This window comes from Streptomyces sp. B5E4, from assembly GCF_039871555.1.
In the GTDB taxonomy this organism is placed as follows: domain Bacteria; phylum Actinomycetota; class Actinomycetes; order Streptomycetales; family Streptomycetaceae; genus Streptomyces.
This window is the reverse complement of sequence record NZ_JBDPMI010000013.1, coordinates 46901-63766: the sequence shown is the minus strand read 5'-3', so window position 1 is coordinate 63766 and position 16866 is coordinate 46901. Positions and strand designations below refer to the sequence as shown.

The following is a 16866-nucleotide window of genomic DNA, read 5'->3' as shown; positions in this document are numbered from 1 at the left end:
CGGGGTCACGGAAAGGGGTGGACAAGTCCACCCCATCGGGTTGCGTAGTCTCGTACGCATGACGAGCGTGACCGACCCGCTGGCGGCCCTGAGCACCCTCCCGGGAGTCGAGGAGGCGGTGTCCTCTGTAAGGAGGGCGGTCGATCGCGTCTACGGGCACCGGGTCATGCGGCGGCGCAGCAACGAGGTGTCGGCCGAGGCGGCGCTGCGCGGCGCGCGCGCCTCGGCGGCGCTGTCGGGTGCGGACTGGGCGCTGGAGGAGGTACGGCGGCGCAGCGACTTCTCGGGCGAGGGGGAGCCGCGGACCGTGGGCGGTGCGCTGCGGGCGAACGCGGAGGCGGGACAACTGCTGAGCACCTGGCGGCAGTCGCCGATGCAGGTGCTGGCGCGGCTGCATGTGATGGCGTCGGGCGGTGCGGGGGATTCCGCGGGCGGGGACGCCGGCGAGGCGGTGGGACGGCCGCGGCTGGCGGGCGAGAGCGTCTCGGAGCCGGGTGCGGCGCTGCCGTCGCCGCTGCCGGCCGCCGAGGAGGCCGCGGCGCGGCTCGATGCGCTGGCGGCCCTGGTGGTCGCGGGCTCGTCCGCTCCGGCACTGGTCATGGCGGCGGTGGTGCACGGCGAGTTGCTGACGCTGCGCCCGTTCCGTACAGGCAACGGGCTGGTCGCGCGGGCCGCCGAGCGGGTCGTGCTCGTCGGCAGCGGGCTGGACCCCAAGGCGGTCTGCCCGGCCGAGGTGGGGCACGCGGAGCAGGGGCTCGGGGCGTACGAGACGGCGCTCGCGGGCTACGCGAGCGGGACTCCGGAGGGCGTCGGGGGATGGATCGCCCACTGCGGCAGGGCGGTCGAGTTGGGTGCGCGGGAGAGCACGGCGGTGTGCGAGGCGCTGCAGCGGGGCGCGGCGTAGGCACACGCGAGGCGTCTTCGGGCCCGTTGGCACAGAGTCGCGGCGGCACCCTGGGGCGCCGCCGCTGTCTCATGTCGGCCGGGGTACCAGTGCGTGCAGAGTTCTTTGCCCATCAGGCCCGGCACCCGTCCGTTGCCTGGTGTGGCGGTCCCTATTCGAGGGATCGGCGTCGCGTGGGTTCCCGACTTCCATGTGCGGTCCGCGGGGCCGTTGTTGCTGAGGATCCTCCTCGGATGCCCTGGCTCTCACGGGCCGCAATTCCTTTGTACTCCTGTCCGCGGTGAGAGGGAAGCCCAGCGCTCGGATATTTACTTTCACCTGCAAAGGTTGCCAAAGGTTAAATATCGGGCGAACCGGGAAATGTGCAGGTCAAGGCGGGTTTATGGCGCCTCAGGCGGCCTGGAGGCGGCGGCGGTACGCGTACCAGACGACCCCCGCCGCGGTCGCCGCCGCCAGCCCCGCGGCGGCCGCGGCCAGCACCGGCCGGGAGGGCAGTGAAAACTGCGGCAGCCGCTGCTTCAGCCGTACGGGATGCGCGAACGACAGCACCGGCCAGTCGCGCTGCTCCGCCTCGCGGCGCAGCGCGCGGTCGGGATTGACGGCGTAGGGGTGGCCGACGGTCTCCAGGAGGGGCACGTCCGTGATCGAGTCGCTGTACGCGTACGAGCGCGCGAGGTCGTATCCCTCGGCTTCGGCCAGCTCCCGTACGGCCTCCGCTTTGGCGGGCCCGTAGGCGTAGTAGTCGATCTCGCCGGTGTAGCGCCCGTGCTCGACGACCATGCGGGTGGCGATCGTGCGGTCCGCGCCGAGCAACTCGCCGATGGGCTCGACGACCTCGGCGCCCGAGCTGCTGACGATCACGACGTCGCGGCCGGCGAGGTGGTGGTCCTCGATGAGGGAGGCGGCCTCGTCGTAGATGATCGGGTCGATGAGGTCGTGGAGGGTCTCGGCCACGATGTCGCTCACCTGGGCCACGTTCCAGCCGCGGCAGAGGTTGGAGAGGTAGGCGCGCATGCGCTCCGTCTGCTCGTGGTCGGCACCGCCCAGGAGGTAGATGAACTGCGAGTAGGCGGATCGGAGCACCGCCCTCCGGTTGATCAGTCCACCGTGGTAGAAGGACCGGCTGAAGGTCAGCGTGCTCGACTTCGCAATGACCGTCTTGTCCAGATCGAAGAAGGCGGCCGTCCTGGGCAGCGAGTGGTTTTCCACGAGTGCGAGCATAGGCGCCCACCATTCGGCGTAAGGTGTGGCGCGTGGGTTTGCCTGAGAAGGCTCTCGGGTACACCATGGAAGTCACGGATCGTTCGCGACCGTGCTAACCCGGACCGGCTCCTCCCCCCCCGAGTCGGCCGTGGGGACGACCCCCGCTCTCCCCCCCGGCGGGGGTCGTCGCATGTCCGGACTCCGGTTTTTTCGATTTTTCTCCGCCGGCGTCGGACCTTCTTCCGCTCTTCCGGTCGCTCCTTGCTTCGGGCAGCCGTTCGGGCCGTCTTCATCGCCGTCGTGGAAGTAGACGCATCACCGTGGGTAACCGTTGCCCTCGATCGGCACGCTCCTCCGAACGGGTGACGGAGTTGTCCACAACTGGCGGGTTATCCCCAGATCCTGACCAAGATCCACGAGGAGTGGGGTGCCGAGGGCACGGTGGGGTCGGAAGCGGGCCGGATGCCGTCGCGGAGGGCGGCGGCGCGGGCCTAGGCGGACGGCGTGCCGGGTGGCGCGGCGGGTGAAGCGGGGGAGACGGCGTGATGGGCCGGGTATGGAGTGGTGGGCTGCGGGACGGCGGCCTGGGGGACCGTGGATTGCCGGGCGGCGGTCGGCTGCGGGGCGTATGGGCCGGGCGTGGCGGCGGGCCCGCCGGGGGCGGTGCCGACGAGGGGTCCGGCGCCCCGGGCACCGGCGGGCGGCCGTTGGTCGTCACGGAGGACGAAGACCTTCTGGACGACCTGCTGCGCCTCTGTGCCGCGGCGGGTACGCAGGCGGAGGTGGCCCACGCGCCGGGGCGGCAGGACTGGGCCGCGGCGCCGCTGGTGCTGGTCGGGGACGACAGCGCCGGGCGGCTGGTGGAAGGGCGGGCCCGCCGGGACGGGGTGGTGCTCGTCGGCCGGGATCAGGACGACCCCGGGGTGTGGGAGCGGGCGGTCGGGATCGGGGCGGAGCAGGTGGTCGTGCTGCCGGACGGGGAGACGGCGCTGGTCGACCGGATCGCCGACGCCGCGGAGGGAGTCGGCGCGCAGGCCCGCACGGTCGGCGTCGTCGGCGGCCGCGGCGGCGCCGGGGCGTCCACGCTGGCCTGCGCGCTTGCGGTGACGGCGGCGCGGGCCGGGCGGCGCACGGTGCTGGTCGACGCGGATCCGCTGGGCGGCGGGCTCGATGTGCTGCTCGGTGGCGAGGAGGCGGAGGGGCTGCGCTGGCCGGCCTTCGCGTCGTCGCGGGGACGGATCGGCGGAGCGGCGCTGGAGGAGTCGCTGCCGCGCCTTCACGACCTGCGGTTGCTGAGCTGGGACCGGGGCGGCGGCGAGGCGGGTTCGGTGCCGGTGACGCCGGAGGCGATGCGCTCGGTGCTGGCGGCGGCCCGCCGGCGGGGCGGGGTGGTCGTGGTCGACCTGCCGCGGCGGGTGGACGAGCCGGTGGCCGAGGCGCTGGCCCAGGTGGACGTGGGGCTGCTGGTGGTGCCGGCGGAGCTGCGCGCGGTCGCGGCGGCGCACCGGGTGGCGGATGCGGTGCGGATGGTGCTGGGCGATCTGCGGGTGGTGGTCCGTGGCCCGACGCGGGGCGGCCTGATGGCCGAGGACGTCGCCGAGTTGCTGCGCCTACCGCTGGCCGGCGAACTCCCGGCGGAGCCGGGCCTGCCGCAGGCCGCCGAGACCGGCGCCCCACCGCCGGGCACCCGGCCCCGTACCCCGCTGTCCCGGTTCTGCACGGACTTCTGGGCCCGCGCCCTGCCCGGCGCGAGCACGGAGGGGGCGGCGGCGTGAGGCGCACGGAGCAGGTGGCGGAGGAGCCGGTCACGGTATCGGGATGGACCTTGCCGCGATACCGCCGGGGCGGTGCGGAAGCGGCGGCAACCGCCGTGTCCCCTACGGGCCGTGCGGGCGATGGCGAGCCGGAGCCGGCCTTGCCGGAGTGCGGTCAGGACGCCCCGGGGCCGGCGGGCGCGGTTCTAGCGGCGCCTGGGCGCGAGGTGCGGCCGGGCTCGCTGCCGGCGGTGTACGGCTCGGGTCGCGAGGGATCGGCGGCGGCAACTGCTTCGGCTCGTACGGCTCGTGAGAGCGAGGCGCGGCCGGGGCCGACCCGGTGGGGATACGGCTCGCGCGGTCCGGCGCTCGTGGCTTCCGAGGGCAACGGCCCGCAGGAGGGCTGGAGTCCTGAATGTGCGGCCGCCGTTGCCGGGACGGATCACGTGGTTGTCCGCGATGCAGAACCGCACGGACCCGCACCGGAGTATGCGCGCTCGCTCCGGCGTCCCGGCGGCGGCGAGGGGGAAACCCCTGCTGTGTCGGGGCAGTTGGTGGAGGCCGTGCGTCGGCGGTTGGCGGAGAGCGGCGGGGAGCCGACGCCCGCCGGGGTGGCCGCCGCGCTGCGGCGGGAGGGCCGGCTGCTCGGCGACACCGAGGTGCTGGCCATCGTGGGCGCCCTGCGTTCGGAGATGGTCGGCAGCGGGCCGCTGGAGCCGCTGCTGGCCCAGCCGGACGTCACCGACGTGCTCGTCACCGCACCGGACGAGGTGTGGGTGGACCGGGGGTGCGGCCTGGAGCGGGTCGAGGTGCGGTTCGCGGACGCCGGTGCCGTACGGCGCCTGGCACAGCGCCTTGCCGCGGTCGCCGGGCGGCGGCTCGACGACGCCCGCCCCTGGGTCGACGCCCGGTTGCCCGACGGCACGCGGCTGCACGCGGTCCTGCCGCCGGTGGCCGTGGGTTCGGCCTGTCTGTCGCTGCGGGTGGTGCGGCGGCGGGCGTTCAGCCTCGACGAGCTGGCCGCCGCCGGCACGGTGCCGCCGGGCGGCGGGGGACTGTTGCGCGGACTCCTCGACGCCCGGCTGTCGTTCCTGGTGAGCGGCGGTACGGGCAGCGGTAAGACGACGTTGCTGAGTGCGCTGCTGTCGCTGGTGCGGCGGGACGAGCGGATCGTGCTGGCGGAGGAGTCGGCGGAGTTGCGACCGGATCACCCCCATGTCGTACGCCTCGAAGCCCGGCCCGCGAACCAGGAGGGTGTCGGCGAGGTGGCGTTGCAGGACCTCGTGCGGCAGGCACTGCGGATGCGTCCGGACCGGCTGGTCGTGGGCGAGGTGCGGGGCGGCGAGGTCGTCGACCTCCTTGCTGCCCTGAACACCGGCCACGAAGGCGGCTCGGGCACCGTCCATGCGAACGCGGCGGGTGACGTGCCCGCGCGGCTGGAGGCGCTGGGTGCCGTGGCGGGACTCGACCGGCCCGCTCTGCACAGCCAGTTGGCCGCGGGGGTGTCGGTGCTGCTGCATCTGGTGCGCGACCGGCGGGGGCGGCGGCGGATCGCGGAGGTGCACGTGCTGGAGCGGGACGGCGGCGGGCTGGTGACGGCGGTGCCCGCGGCGGTGTGGGCGCCTGACGGGTTCGCGCGGCGGGCGGGATGGCCGCGGCTGGAGCGGCTGTTGGCGCGGGGCGGGGGTGCGGTGTGAGCGGGCAGGCCACGGCGGTGGCGCCGGTGTGCGGGGCGGCGTTGTGCGCGGGGGCGGCCGTGGTGCTGGCCGGCGGGCGGAGGCCCGCGCTGCGCCGGGCTCGGGCGTTGCTGGGGTCGCCGGACAGCGCGGCGCGGCCGGGGCCCCGGCGGCGGGTGGCCGCGGTTGTACGGACATGGGGCGGGCGGCGCGAGTGGTGGTGCCTGCCGGCCGGCGGTGCGGTGGCGCTGCTGGGTGCGTCGTGGCTGCCGTTGCTCGCGGGGGTGGTGGCGGTGCCGCTCGTCCGGCGGATGCGCGGCCGGGAGCGGCGCGCTGCGGAGGCGGTCCGGGCGGCGGCGGTGATCGAGCTGTGCGCGGCGGTGGCGGGCGGTCTGCGGGCCGGGCGGCAGCCGGCCGAGGCGCTGCTCGCCGCGGCGCCCGGTGGCCCCGCGGGCGGTCCGGAGGTGCTGGCCGCCGCGCGGTTCGGCGGCGACGTGCCGGGCGCGCTGCGGTCGGCGGCCGGTGTCCCCGGGGCGCAGGGGCTGGCGGGCGTCGCCGCGTGCTGGCAGGTGGCCGCGGGCGGCGGCGCCGGACTCGCGGACGGGCTGGACCGGGTGGCGGCGGCGCTGCGCGCGGAGCGGGACGAACGGGATGAGTTGCAGGCCCAGTTGGCGGGCCCGCGGGCGACGGCGCTGCTGCTGGCCCTGCTGCCCGGCTTCGGGCTGCTGATGGGTTCGGCGCTCGGCGCCGCGCCGCTGCGGGTGCTGCTGCACACGCCCGCGGGGCTGGTCTGCCTGGTGGCGGGCGGTCTGCTGGAGTGGGCGGGGCTGGCCTGGGTGGGCCGGATCGTGCGAGGTGCGCATGCGGGCTGAGTTCATCCACAGCCTGTGGACAATGTTTTCCGTGCTGGCAGCCGCGTACTGCGCGGCGGACGCGGCCCTCGTGTCCTGGCGCGCACGCTGCTCGCGACGCCGGCTCCCCATCGTGATGGGCCCCGTGGCACCGCCCGTACGCCCGGAGCCGCCCGTACGCCCGGAGCCGCCCGGTCGGCGGCTCGACGCCGGGGGGCAGAGGGCCGCGGTGCGCCTCCGGGGGGCGGTGGTGCGGTGGGGGCCGGGGCTGCTCGCGGGGGCCGCGGTGCTCATCTTCGTCGGCGGGGCGGTCGGCGCGGTGGCGGGACTCGCCGCCGCGTACGGCATACGGCGGTGGCAGCGCCGCACGGCCACCGTCGCACGCCGCGACGCCGGCATACGGACCGCCCCCGACCTCGCCCTGGCCGCCGACCTCCTCGCCGCCTGCCTCGCGGCCGGCGCGGGCCCGCGGGAGGCCGCCGCGGAGGTGGGCCGCTCGCTGGGCGGCCCGGTCGGCTCACGGCTGGCGCAGGGCGCGGCGGAGCTACGCCTCGGCGCCGCCCCGCGCGCGGCCTGGGCGCCTCTCGCGGAACTCCCGGGCGCGGCACGGCTGGCCGGCTGGCTGGAGCAGGCGGACCACACGGGCGTACCGGTGGTCGACGCGGTCTCCCGGCTGGCCGCCGGGTGCCGGGCGGAGGAGACACGCGCCGCCGCGGCCCGCGCCCGCCGGGCGGGCGTCAAGGTGGCGGGCCCGCTGGGGCTGTGCTTCCTGCCCGCGTTCCTGGCGATCGGGGTGGCACCGGTGGTGATGGGCCTGGCGACGCAGTTGCTGGGCGGCAGTGGATGACGGACACGGAAACGGACACGGAGACACGGGGGTCGAGATGGCTGGCAGGTTCGTCCGAAGGGTGCGCGCGTGCGCGCGGAGGCTCGGCGGGGACGCGGGGATGACGACGTCCGAGTACGCGGTCGGCACGATCGCCGCGGTCGCGTTCGCGGCGATCTTGTACAAGGTGGTGACGAGCGATGCGGTCAGCGGTGCGCTGCAGGCGGTGGTGGAACGCGCGCTGGACGTCCCGTTCTGAGCCGGGCGACCCCGCGGCGCGGACGGACGCGGGGGTCGTCACCGCGGAGGCCGCGGTGGCCGTTCCGGCGCTTGTGTTCCTCGCCCTCGGGCTGGTCTGGGCGTTGATGGCCGCCGCCGCGCAGATCCAGTGCGTGGACGCCGCCCGCGCGGGGGCACGGGCCGCAGCCCGGGGTGAGCCCGCGGACGACGTACGCGGGGCGGCACTGGCGGCGGCCCCTCGCGGGGCGGACGTGGCGGTGGCGAGGGACGGCGATCTGGTGCGCGTACGGGTGCGGGCGGCGGCCCCCGGGCCGGGGTCGCTCTCCCTCGACCTCGGAGGGGAGGCGGTCGCCCTTGCGGAAGAGGCCGTTCGATGACCGGGGCGCGGCGACGGTGTGGTCGGCGCTGGCGTGCTTCGCACTGTGCGCGGTGTTCGCCGCCGCGCTGGCCCTCGGGCAGGCGGTGCACTCCCGCCACCGTGCCGGTGGGGCCGCCGACCTGGCGGCGCTGGCGGCGGCGGACCGGGCGCTGCTCGGCGAGGCGGCGGCCTGTGCCGCGGCCCGCCGGGTGGCGGCGGCGCAGGGGGCCCGCCTGCTGCGGTGCGCCGTGTCCGGGGAGGTCGCGGACGTGGTGGCGTCGGCGCGTACCGGCCGCTTCACCGCCGACGTCCGCTCCCGCGCCGGCCCGCCGTCCCCGTCCGAACCCGCGCCGGGCTTGCGGTAGAGCGCGCTCCAGCCTTCAGACTCCCGCTGGCAGACATACGAAAGGACTCCGCATGAAGTACCGCACGATCGGTGCCGATCCGCAGAACCGGCGCGAGGTCAGCGTGCTCAGCCTGGGGGCCATGCTGTTCGGCTCCCTGACCGACGAGGAGACCTCGTTCGCGATCCTCGACCGCTACGTCGAAGCCGGCGGCACCTTCGTCGACACCTCCGACAACTACGCGTTCTGGGCGGACGGTTCGCAGGGCGGCCAGAGCGAGAGCCTGCTCGGGCGGTGGCGGCGCAGCCGGGGGATCGGGGGCGAGGTGGTCATCGCGACCAAGCTCGGTGCCCGGCCGCTCGCTCCCGGCACCTCGTACGTCGACAACGCCGAGGGCCTGTCGGCGAAAGTGATCCGGCAGTCCGCCGAGGAGAGCCGGCAGCGGCTCGGGGTGGAGAAGCTGGACATCCTGTACGCGCACATCGACGACATGACCGTCCCGCAGGAGGAGACCGTCGAGGCGTTCGGGGCGCTCGTCGGGGAGGGCTCCGTCGGGCTGCTCGGCGTGAGCAACCAGTGGGTCTGGCGGGTGGAGCGGGCCCGTGCCCACGCGGCGGCCTCCGGCCTCGCCGGATACGAGCTGCTGCAGTACCACCACACCTACCTGCGCCGGCGCACCGACCGCCCCAGCGAACTCGACCCGGACGGGTCCCCGGGCGGCGTGGACGGGGCGATGCTCAGCTACCTGCGCCACAACCCCGGGCTCGCGCTCGTCGCGTACTCGCCGCTGCTCGCCGGCGGCTACGTCCGCGCGGACAAGCCGCTCGGACACGAGCTGGACCACCCGGGGACACCGGCACGGCTGGAGGCGCTGCGTGCGGTGGCGAAGGAGACCGGGGCGACGGTCAACCAGGTGGTGCTGTCCTGGCTCATAGGCGGCGAGGTGCCGGTGATACCGCTGGTCGGCGCCTCGTCCGTGGCGCAACTGGACGAGAGCCTGGCCGCGGTGGACCTGGAGCTGACGGAGGACCAGCGGGTCCGCCTCGACGCCGCCGGCTGAGTTTCGGCGGGGCGGGAGGCTGCCGCGTGCGGAGGCCGGACGGACGGGTCGCTTCGCTTCGGTTCGTCGTCGTCCGTCAGCCCTCGTGGGCGGCCTCGGTCGCCGGGGAGTCGGCGTGCCGCAGCAGCGTCGTCAGCAGGCGTACCGCCGCCGCCTTGTCCAGCGGGTCGTTCCCGTTGCCGCACTTCGGGGACTGGACGCAGGACGGGCAGCCGGTGTCGCACTCGCAGGCGGCGATGGCCGCGCGGGTGGCGCCGAGCCAGTCGTGGGCGACACCGAAGGCGCGTTCGGCGAAGCCCGCGCCGCCGGGGTGGCCGTCGTAGACGAAGACGGTCGGCAGCAGGGTGTCCCCGTGCAGGGATACGGAGACGCCGCCGATGTCCCAGCGGTCGCACGTGGCGAAGAGCGGCAGCATGCCGATGGCGGCGTGCTCCGCCGCGTGCAGGGCGCCGCCCAACTGGTCCTGGGCGATGTCCGCCGCGTCCAGTTGGCCGTCGGTGACGGTCCACCAGACGGCGCGGGTGCGCAGCGTCCGCGGCGGCAGGTCGAGCTTCGTCTCGCCCATGATCTCGCCGGTGATCAGCCGGCGGCGCAGGAAGGAGACCACGTGGTTGGTGACTTCGACCGATCCGAAGCACAGCCGGGCGTCGCCCCACGGGATCTCGCGCTCGGTCTCCAGCACGGAGACGGAGGTGGTGTCGCGGGCGACGGTGGTGTACGGGGGGTCGGCGCGTTCCACGAGCGCCACGTTGTCCTCCAGGTCCAGGGTGCGGACCACATAGGTGCGGCCCTGGTGGAGGTGGACGGCGCCCTCGTGGACGGTGGTGTGGGAGGCCGCGGCGTCGACGGTGCCGAGCAGCCGGCCGGTGCCGTCCTCGACGACGTCGACGGGGCGGCCGCCTCCGCCGCGGATGTCGGTGAGGTCGCAGGCGCGTTCCCGCCGGGTCCAGTGCCAGGCGGCTCCGGGACCGGTGCCGCGGCGGCGCAGCAGCCCGCGGTCGGCGAGCTGCGGCAGCAGCCCGGCGGCCTCGGCGCCGAAGCACGCGGTACCGCCGGTGAAATCGGCGTCGGTCAGCGGCAGTTCCGCGGCGGCGGCGCACAGGTGCGGTGCGAGCACGTAGGGGTTGTCCGGATCCAGCACCGTGGACTCCACCGGGCGGCGGAAGAGCGCCTCCGGGTGGTGCACCAGGTACGTGTCCAGCGGGTCGTCCCGCGCTACCAGCACCGCCAGCGCGCCCTGCCCGGACCGGCCGGCGCGCCCGGCCTGCTGCCAGAGCGAGGCCCGGGTGCCGGGGTAGCCGGCGATCAGCACGGCGTCCAGGCCCGAGACGTCCACGCCCAGCTCCAGCGCGGAGGTCGCGGCCAGCCCCAGCAGCTCGCCGGACTGCAGCGCGGCCTCCAGGGCCCGCCGCTCGTCCGCCAGATAGCCGCCCCGGTAGGCGGCGACCCGGTCGGCCAGCGCCCGGTCGACGGCCGCCAGCCGGTCCTGGGCGATCATCGCGACCAGCTCCGCGCCGCGCCGGGAGCGGACGAAGGCGACGGTCCGTACGTCCGCGACCGCCAGATCCGTCAGCAGCTCCGCGCACTCCGCCGTGGCGGTGCGCCGCACCGGCGCGCCCCGCTCGCCGTGCAGCTCCGTCAGCGGCGGCTCCCACAGCGCGAACGCGACCTCACCCCGCGGTGACGCGTCGTCCGTGACCTCCGCCACGGCCCGGCCCGTCAGCCGTTCCGCCGACCGGCCGGGATCGGCCGCCGTGGCGGAGGCGAGGAGGAACACCGGGTCCGCGCCGTAGCGGGCGCAGAGCCGCCGCAGCCGCCGTACGACCTGGGCGACGTGGGAGCCGAAGACGCCGCGGTAGGTGTGGCACTCGTCGATGACGACGTAGCGCAGGGCGCGCAGGAAGGAGGACCAGCGGGAGTGGGCCGGGAGTATGCCGCGGTGCAGCATGTCGGGGTTGGTGAGGACGAGGTTGGCGTAAAGGCGCACCCACTCGCGTTCCTCGGTGGGCGTGTCACCGTCGTAGACGGCCGGGCGCACGGCCTTGCCGAGGGGGGCGGCCAGCGCCTTGACCGCGCGAAGCTGGTCGGCGGCCAGCGCCTTCGTCGGCGCCACGTACAGGGCCGTCGCGCCCCGCCCGTTGGGGGCCTCGGAGCCGTCGAGCGCCGCACTGAGCACGGGCGCCAGATACGCCAGGGACTTGCCCGACGCCGTGCCCGTGGCGGCGATCACCGAGTCGCCCGCGAGTGCGTGCGCGGCCATCCGCGCCTGGTGCGCCCACGGCCGCTCGATCCCGGCGACCCGGATGGCGGCGACCACTTCGGGACGGATGCCCGCAGGCCAATCGGCATGGCGCGCGGCGCGCGGGGGCAGGTGCTCCGTATGAGTGATGCGAGCGGCGCGGTCCTCCCGGGCGGCGAGCCGGTGCAGCGCGGTGCGGGGCGTGACATGCGCCGGACCGGTCGCGGCGCTTTCAGCCGCCGTGTGGTCCGCCGCGCCGGGCAGTGCGCCATCGGGCGGTCCTGCCGGTGTGACGTGCGGTGCGCCGGACCGCGCGCCGGGCACGCGCCCCGGCCGGGTGCCGGCGGTCGTGGGGGGTGCCCCGGGCTCGTTCGCGTCCCTCCACTCGTTCGCGTCCATCGGCACGAGTGTGTCACCGATGCGACGGACAATGCCCCCAAGGCGTCGTGCACGCCCGGGGGTAAGTGATTGAATGCCATGGCGGATGCCGATCCGTCTCCGGCCGGACGGCGGGGGACGCCCGGGGCAGCCGCTCGCTGAAAGGTGCTGGAGGATCCGTGGACCTGTCCCTGTCGACGCGTACCGTGGGCGACCGCACGGTCGTCGAAGTCGGTGGCGAGATCGATGTGTATACCGCCCCCAAGCTGCGCGAGCAGTTGGTCGAGCTGGTCAACGACGGCAGCTACCACCTGGTCGTCGACATGGAGCGGGTCGACTTCCTCGACTCCACCGGCCTGGGTGTCCTCGTCGGCGGACTGAAGCGGGTCCGGGCCCACGAGGGCTCGCTACGCCTAGTCTGCAACCAGGAGCGCATTCTGAAGATCTTCCGTATCACGGGCCTGACCAAGGTGTTCCCCATCCACACCTCGGTCGACGAAGCCGTCGCCGCGAAGGACTGACACAGGACGCCACACAGGCGGAGGGACCGGGCCGCGCGCCGGGTCCCTCCGCGGCTGGCTCCGGTACGGATGCGTCCCGTGGCGTACGGGACGGCGTGGGATGACGTGAAGGGGATGGCATGCCCACCGTTGAATTGCGCTTCAGTGCTCTTCCCGAGCACGTCCGCACGGCCCGCCTGGTGGCGGCTGCGGTCGCGCGTCGGGCGGGTGTGGACGAGGCGGTGCTCGACGAGGTGCGTCTGGCCGTGGGCGAGGCCTGCCTGCGCGCCGTGGGGCTGCACCAGCACAACGGGCTGTCGGGTCCGGTGCGGGTGGTGCTCACCGAGGAGGAGAAGAAGTTCTCCATCGAGGTCGGCGACGACGCGCCGACGGTCCCCGGCCATGTGCCCGCCGCCCGCAGCACCGCCGAGACCCACCCGGACCCGGGCGGCGACGGCAAAGTGAGCGGACCGGGCGGCGACGAGTCGGACATGGACGACGAGATGGGCCTCGCGGTCATCAGCGGGCTGGTCGACGACGTCGAGGTCACCGCGGGCGAGGCCGGCGGCACGATCCGGATGAGCTGGCCGGCCGCCCCCGCAGCAGCGGGCTCCTGACGCGCGTACGGCCCTCTGCGGGCCGTACGGCGGTCCCGGCGCACATCTGGGCGGCCCCTCCGTGTACGGCGCTCTGAGGCGCGTACGCCGCTTCGAGGCCCGTACGGCGCCCTGAGGCGCCTGCGGCCGGCCCTCCTCCTGTCCGCGCCGGGCATGACCTGGTCCGTACGCCCGCGACCCGACCCGCCTGCGCCCGGCCCCGCCCCGCCCACGGCCGGTCCGCCGCCCCGCCGCCGGGCTTCCCCCCGGGCCGTATGGCAAACCCCTGTCTTCCTGCGGCTTCCCCTGCCCGGCGCCGATCAACTCCGGCCAACCGCCGATCCGCCCGCCACCACCGCCCCCGGCCCCGTCCCCGGCCCCGTCCCCACCCACCCCTTGACCCGCGCATTTCAAGATCAAGCCGCTTCTGATCAGCGCTTTCCTGGGGCCCGGAGATCATTTTCCCGGCATTGCCCCGCCGTTCCCGCATCCCTCTTTCGAGCGAATTGACAGACGCTCGTCACCGCATTGATCGTCGTCGGAGCCGAATTCCCCCGGGCACGCTCTGTTTTGATCTAGTTCCGCTCCCTACAATCCGTCCACAACTTGCAGCTCAGGACGCCTGAGCGCTGCGGCCGCCCAAACCCCGACCGCCCATACCCGCAGTCGGGGCTGCCGCGCGCCCATGTGCCGTACGTCAAGGAGGACGAATGGCGGGGCATTTCACCCCACTACAGCAGGACCACCTACTGGCCGTGGAACTGACCAGCGGCAACCGGGCCATCGTGGCGATCATCGCCGTGGTCGCGCTTGCCGCACTCGCGGTCGCAGTGGTGCTGCTCCGTCAGGTACTCGCCGCCGGCGAGGGCACGGACAATATGAAGAAGATCGCGGCGGCGGTACAGGAAGGCGCAAACGCCTATCTGGCCCGCCAGTTGCGCACGATCGGCATCTTCGCCGTCGTGGTGTTCTTCCTGCTCTTCCTGTTGCCCGCGGACGACTGGTCGGAGCGGGCCGGACGCTCGATCTTCTTCCTGGTCGGCGCCGCCTTCTCGGCCGCGACCGGGTACATCGGCATGTGGCTCGCGGTCCGCAGCAACGTGCGCGTGGCCGCCGCCGCGCGCGCCGCCACCCCGCGCGAGGGCGAGCCCGCCAAGGACCTCACCGCCGTGAGCCACGAGGCGACCAGGCTCGCGTTCCGCACCGGCGGCGTCGTCGGCATGTTCACCGTCGGCCTCGGCCTGCTCGGCGCCTGCAGCGTCGTGCTCGTCTACGCGGCCGACGCGCCCAAGGTGCTGGAGGGCTTCGGCCTCGGCGCCGCGCTGATCGCGATGTTCATGCGTGTCGGCGGCGGCATCTTCACCAAGGCCGCCGACGTCGGCGCCGACCTCGTCGGCAAGGTCGAGCAGGGCATCCCCGAGGACGACCCGCGCAACGCCGCGACCATCGCCGACAACGTCGGCGACAACGTCGGCGACTGCGCCGGCATGGCGGCCGACCTCTTCGAGTCGTACGCCGTCACCCTGGTCGCCGCGCTCATCCTGGGCAAGGTCGCCCTCGGCGACGCAGGTCTGGCCTTCCCGCTGATCGTCCCCGCGATCGGCGTGGTCACCGCCATGATCGGCGTCTTCGTCGTGGCGCCCAAGGCCAGCGACCGCAGCGGCATGACCGCCATCAACCGCGGCTTCTTCATCTCCGCGGTGATCTCTCTGGTGATGGTGGCCGTCGCCGTCTTCGCGTACCTCCCCTCGTCGTACGCGGACCTCGACGGCGTCGGCGCCGGCATCGCCGAGCACGACGGCAACCCGCAGGTGCTCGCGCTCATCGCGGTCGCCATCGGCATCGTGCTCGCGGCGGTCATCCAGCAGCTCACGGGCTACTTCACCGAGACCAACCGCCGTCCCGTCCAGGACATCGGCAAGACCTCGCTGACCGGCCCGGCCACGGTGGTGCTCGCGGGCATCTCCATCGGCCTGGAGTCCGCCGTCTACACCGCGGTCCTCATCGGCCTCAGTGTCTACGGCGCGTTCCTGCTCGGCGGTACGTCCATCATGCTGGCGCTCTTCGCGGTCGCCCTGGCCGGCACCGGCCTGCTGACCACGGTCGGCGTCATCGTCGCGATGGACACCTTCGGCCCGGTCTCCGACAACGCCCAGGGCATCGCCGAGATGTCCGGCGACGTCGAGGGCGACGGCGCCCAGGTCCTCACCAACCTGGACGCGGTCGGCAACACCACCAAGGCCATCACCAAGGGCATCGCCATCGCCACCGCGGTGCTCGCGGCGGCGGCGCTCTTCGGCTCGTACCGCGACGCGGTCAACGAAGCGGTGGCGGAGGCGACGAACGTCGGCAACCCGCTGGCCCTCAGCCTGGACATCGGGCAGCCGAACAACCTCGTCGGCCTCATCCTCGGCGCGGCGGTCGTCTTCCTCTTCTCCGGACTGGCGATCAACGCCGTCTCCCGCTCCGCGGGCGCGGTGGTCTTCGAGGTGCGCCGGCAGTTCCGCGAGCACCCGGGGATCATGGACTACTCGGAGGAGCCGGAATACGGCAAGGTCGTCGACATCTGCACCCGGGACGCGCTGCGCGAGCTGCGTACGCCCGGTCTGCTCGCCGTCATGGCGCCGATCGCGGTCGGCTTCACGCTCGGCGTCGGCGCGCTGGCCTCGTTCCTCGCCGGCGCCATCGGCTCGGGCGTGCTGATGGCGGTCTTCCTGGCCAACTCGGGCGGCGCCTGGGACAACGCCAAGAAGCTCGTCGAGGACGGCCACCACGGCGGCAAGGGCAGCGAGGCCCACGCCGCCACGGTGATCGGCGACACGGTCGGCGACCCGTTCAAGGACACCGCGGGCCCGGCGATCAACCCGCTGCTCAAGGTGATGAACCTGGTGGCGCTGCTGATCGCGCCGGCGGTGGTGAAGTTCTCGTACGGCGACGACGCCAACGTCGGGGTACGGGCCGTCATCGCCCTCGCGGCCATCGGGGTCATCGCCGGTGCCGTGTACATCTCCAAGCGCCGCGGCATCGCGGTCGGTGACGAGGAGCCGGAGGCCACGGCGCCCACCGGGCCGTCGACGACATCGCCGACCGACCCGGCGCCGGTCAACGGCTGAGACTTCGGGCTACGGCACCACACCCCGCCGGCCGGGAGGCGACACCGCTCCCGGCCGGCGGGGTGTGGTGGTTATCGGCGGGACCGCTGTGACTGCTGTGACTGACGTGGCAGTCGTGGCAAATGGTGCATGACGCGGCGTGCGGCCGCGACGATTCGTCGTACCGGCGGGGTGCCGGTGTATGTTCCGGGTGTCTCAGTCTCGAAGGGATGATCCGGTGAACAAGAAGCTTGCCGCCGCCCTGGCCGGTGCCGCCGTCACGCTGCTCGCGGCCGCCGGCTGCAGCGAGGACAACGGTGCGGAGGTCCAGAAGTGGGCGGGCTCCCTCTGCGACCGGATCCAGCCGGAGTTGCAGAAGCGGGACCAGGCCAACCTCGCCATCAGCGAGGCGACGACGGAGAAGGACCCGCGGAAGGTGCAGGAGGCGGACGCCCAGGCGTTCGGCGAGATCTCCGAGGCGTACACGGCCATGAGCAAGGCCGTGAACAAGGTGGGCGCGCCGCCGGTCGACGACGGCAAGAACACCCACGGCGGTGCCGTGACCGAGCTGCAGCAGGTGGCGGCGGCGTACGCGGACCTGCAGAAGCAGGTGGAGGACCTGGACGCCAAGGACCAGGCGGCGTTCGCGGAGGGCCTGCGGGAGCTGGCGGGCGAGGCGGACAAGATCAGCAAGAGCGGTGACGAAGCGCTGAACAAGCTGCAGGCGGGTGAGGTCGGCCAGGCGCTGGCCGAGCAGGAGGGCTGCCAGAAGTCGAAGGCCAAGCCGTCGCAGGAGGCGTAAGGACCCGCGGCGGGCCGTCGGCAGGCCGGTCGGCAGGGTGGCC

The 16866-nt window shown here is 74.3% G+C and carries 15 protein-coding genes; 13 read left to right on the top strand and 2 right to left on the bottom strand.

Annotated features, from left to right (window positions below):
- Window positions 1-58: 58 nt before the first annotated feature.
- The gene (locus tag ABGA99_RS18690; protein ID WP_347578551.1) at window positions 59-904 is read left to right on the top strand and encodes a Fic family protein; all 846 of its coding nucleotides are present in this window, start codon (window positions 59-61) and stop codon (window positions 902-904) included.
- A gap of 390 nt (window positions 905-1294) precedes the next feature.
- Here the strand turns inward: ABGA99_RS18690 and ABGA99_RS18685 are convergent, their stop codons facing one another.
- The gene (locus ABGA99_RS18685; RefSeq protein ID WP_347578552.1) at window positions 1295-2125 is read right to left on the bottom strand and encodes an HAD family hydrolase; all 831 of its coding nucleotides are present in this window, start codon (window positions 2123-2125) and stop codon (window positions 1295-1297) included.
- 527 nt (window positions 2126-2652) lie between these two features.
- Between ABGA99_RS18685 and ssd the strand changes: the two genes are divergently transcribed.
- The 8 genes from ssd to ABGA99_RS18645 all read left to right on the top strand — a co-directional run bounded on the left by ssd (window position 2653) and on the right by ABGA99_RS18645 (window position 9216).
- Window positions 2653-3882: a septum site-determining protein Ssd gene (gene ssd / locus ABGA99_RS18680; protein WP_347578553.1), complete on the top strand. Its 1230-nt coding sequence runs from the start codon at window positions 2653-2655 to the stop codon at window positions 3880-3882.
- Between the two features lie 530 nt (window positions 3883-4412).
- Window positions 4413-5558 carry a TadA family conjugal transfer-associated ATPase gene (locus ABGA99_RS18675; protein ID WP_347578625.1) on the top strand — a complete coding sequence of 382 codons (1146 nt, stop codon included), beginning with the start codon at window positions 4413-4415 and terminating at the stop codon, window positions 5556-5558.
- Window positions 5555-6409, top strand: coding sequence for a type II secretion system F family protein (locus ABGA99_RS18670; protein WP_347578554.1), 855 nt, complete (start codon window positions 5555-5557; stop codon window positions 6407-6409). Before ABGA99_RS18675 ends, ABGA99_RS18670 begins: the two co-directional genes overlap by 4 nt.
- Before the next feature lie 22 nt (window positions 6410-6431).
- Complete coding sequence (locus ABGA99_RS18665) at window positions 6432-7235, top strand: type II secretion system F family protein (RefSeq protein WP_347583030.1); 804 nt, start codon at window positions 6432-6434, stop codon at window positions 7233-7235.
- A 100-nt stretch (window positions 7236-7335) separates the two neighbouring features.
- Window positions 7336-7473, top strand: a complete 138-nt coding sequence (locus tag ABGA99_RS18660) for a DUF4244 domain-containing protein (RefSeq protein WP_347578556.1) — start codon at window positions 7336-7338, stop codon at window positions 7471-7473.
- Window positions 7415-7831, top strand: coding sequence for a TadE family type IV pilus minor pilin (locus ABGA99_RS18655; RefSeq protein WP_347578557.1), 417 nt, complete (start codon window positions 7415-7417; stop codon window positions 7829-7831). The genes ABGA99_RS18660 and ABGA99_RS18655 overlap by 59 nt, the downstream gene beginning before the upstream one ends.
- The gene (locus ABGA99_RS18650; protein ID WP_347578558.1) at window positions 7809-8177 is read left to right on the top strand and encodes an Rv3654c family TadE-like protein; all 369 of its coding nucleotides are present in this window, start codon (window positions 7809-7811) and stop codon (window positions 8175-8177) included. The genes ABGA99_RS18655 and ABGA99_RS18650 overlap by 23 nt, the downstream gene beginning before the upstream one ends.
- A 52-nt stretch (window positions 8178-8229) precedes the next feature.
- Window positions 8230-9216: an aldo/keto reductase gene (locus tag ABGA99_RS18645; protein ID WP_347583029.1), complete on the top strand. Its 987-nt coding sequence runs from the start codon at window positions 8230-8232 to the stop codon at window positions 9214-9216.
- A 76-nt stretch (window positions 9217-9292) separates the two neighbouring features.
- Here ABGA99_RS18645 and ABGA99_RS18640 read toward each other — a convergent pair whose 3' ends face one another.
- A complete protein-coding gene (locus tag ABGA99_RS18640; RefSeq protein WP_347578560.1) occupies window positions 9293-11854 on the bottom strand; it encodes a DEAD/DEAH box helicase in 2562 nt (853 codons plus the stop codon).
- Window positions 11855-12012: 158 nt separating this feature from the next.
- Here ABGA99_RS18640 and bldG point away from each other — a divergent pair, with 158 nt between their 5' ends.
- From bldG to ABGA99_RS18620, 4 genes are all read left to right on the top strand, one after another.
- Window positions 12013-12354: an anti-sigma factor antagonist BldG gene (gene bldG / locus ABGA99_RS18635; protein WP_018835875.1), complete on the top strand. Its 342-nt coding sequence runs from the start codon at window positions 12013-12015 to the stop codon at window positions 12352-12354.
- 119 nt (window positions 12355-12473) lie between these two features.
- Window positions 12474-12950: an ATP-binding protein gene (locus tag ABGA99_RS18630; protein WP_347578561.1), complete on the top strand. Its 477-nt coding sequence runs from the start codon at window positions 12474-12476 to the stop codon at window positions 12948-12950.
- Window positions 12951-13639: 689 nt separating this feature from the next.
- Window positions 13640-16042, top strand: coding sequence for a sodium-translocating pyrophosphatase (locus tag ABGA99_RS18625; RefSeq protein WP_347578562.1), 2403 nt, complete (start codon window positions 13640-13642; stop codon window positions 16040-16042).
- Between the two features lie 217 nt (window positions 16043-16259).
- Window positions 16260-16823 (top strand): small secreted protein, encoded by a 564-nt coding sequence (locus ABGA99_RS18620; protein ID WP_347578563.1) that lies wholly within the window; start codon window positions 16260-16262, stop codon window positions 16821-16823.
- Window positions 16824-16866: the final 43 nt, after the last annotated feature.

Excerpts from the sequence above, each read along its gene's own strand:
- ssd (WP_347578553.1), top strand. The coding sequence starts at position 2,653 with ATGGGCCGGGTATGGAGTGGTGGGCTGCGGGACGGCGGCCTGGGGGAC.
- ABGA99_RS18640 (WP_347578560.1), bottom strand. The coding sequence starts at position 11,854 with ATGGACGCGAACGAGTGGAGGGACGCGAACGAGCCCGGGGCACCCCCC.
- ABGA99_RS18685 (WP_347578552.1), bottom strand. The coding sequence starts at position 2,125 with ATGCTCGCACTCGTGGAAAACCACTCGCTGCCCAGGACGGCCGCCTTC.
- ABGA99_RS18655 (WP_347578557.1), top strand. The coding sequence starts at position 7,415 with ATGCGGTCAGCGGTGCGCTGCAGGCGGTGGTGGAACGCGCGCTGGACG.
- ABGA99_RS18665 (WP_347583030.1), top strand. The coding sequence starts at position 6,432 with ATGTTTTCCGTGCTGGCAGCCGCGTACTGCGCGGCGGACGCGGCCCTC.
- ABGA99_RS18690 (WP_347578551.1), top strand. The coding sequence starts at position 59 with ATGACGAGCGTGACCGACCCGCTGGCGGCCCTGAGCACCCTCCCGGGA.
- ABGA99_RS18625 (WP_347578562.1), top strand. The coding sequence starts at position 13,640 with ATGGCGGGGCATTTCACCCCACTACAGCAGGACCACCTACTGGCCGTG.
- ABGA99_RS18660 (WP_347578556.1), top strand. The coding sequence starts at position 7,336 with ATGACGACGTCCGAGTACGCGGTCGGCACGATCGCCGCGGTCGCGTTC.
- ABGA99_RS18630 (WP_347578561.1), top strand. The coding sequence starts at position 12,474 with ATGCCCACCGTTGAATTGCGCTTCAGTGCTCTTCCCGAGCACGTCCGC.
- ABGA99_RS18645 (WP_347583029.1), top strand. The coding sequence starts at position 8,230 with ATGAAGTACCGCACGATCGGTGCCGATCCGCAGAACCGGCGCGAGGTC.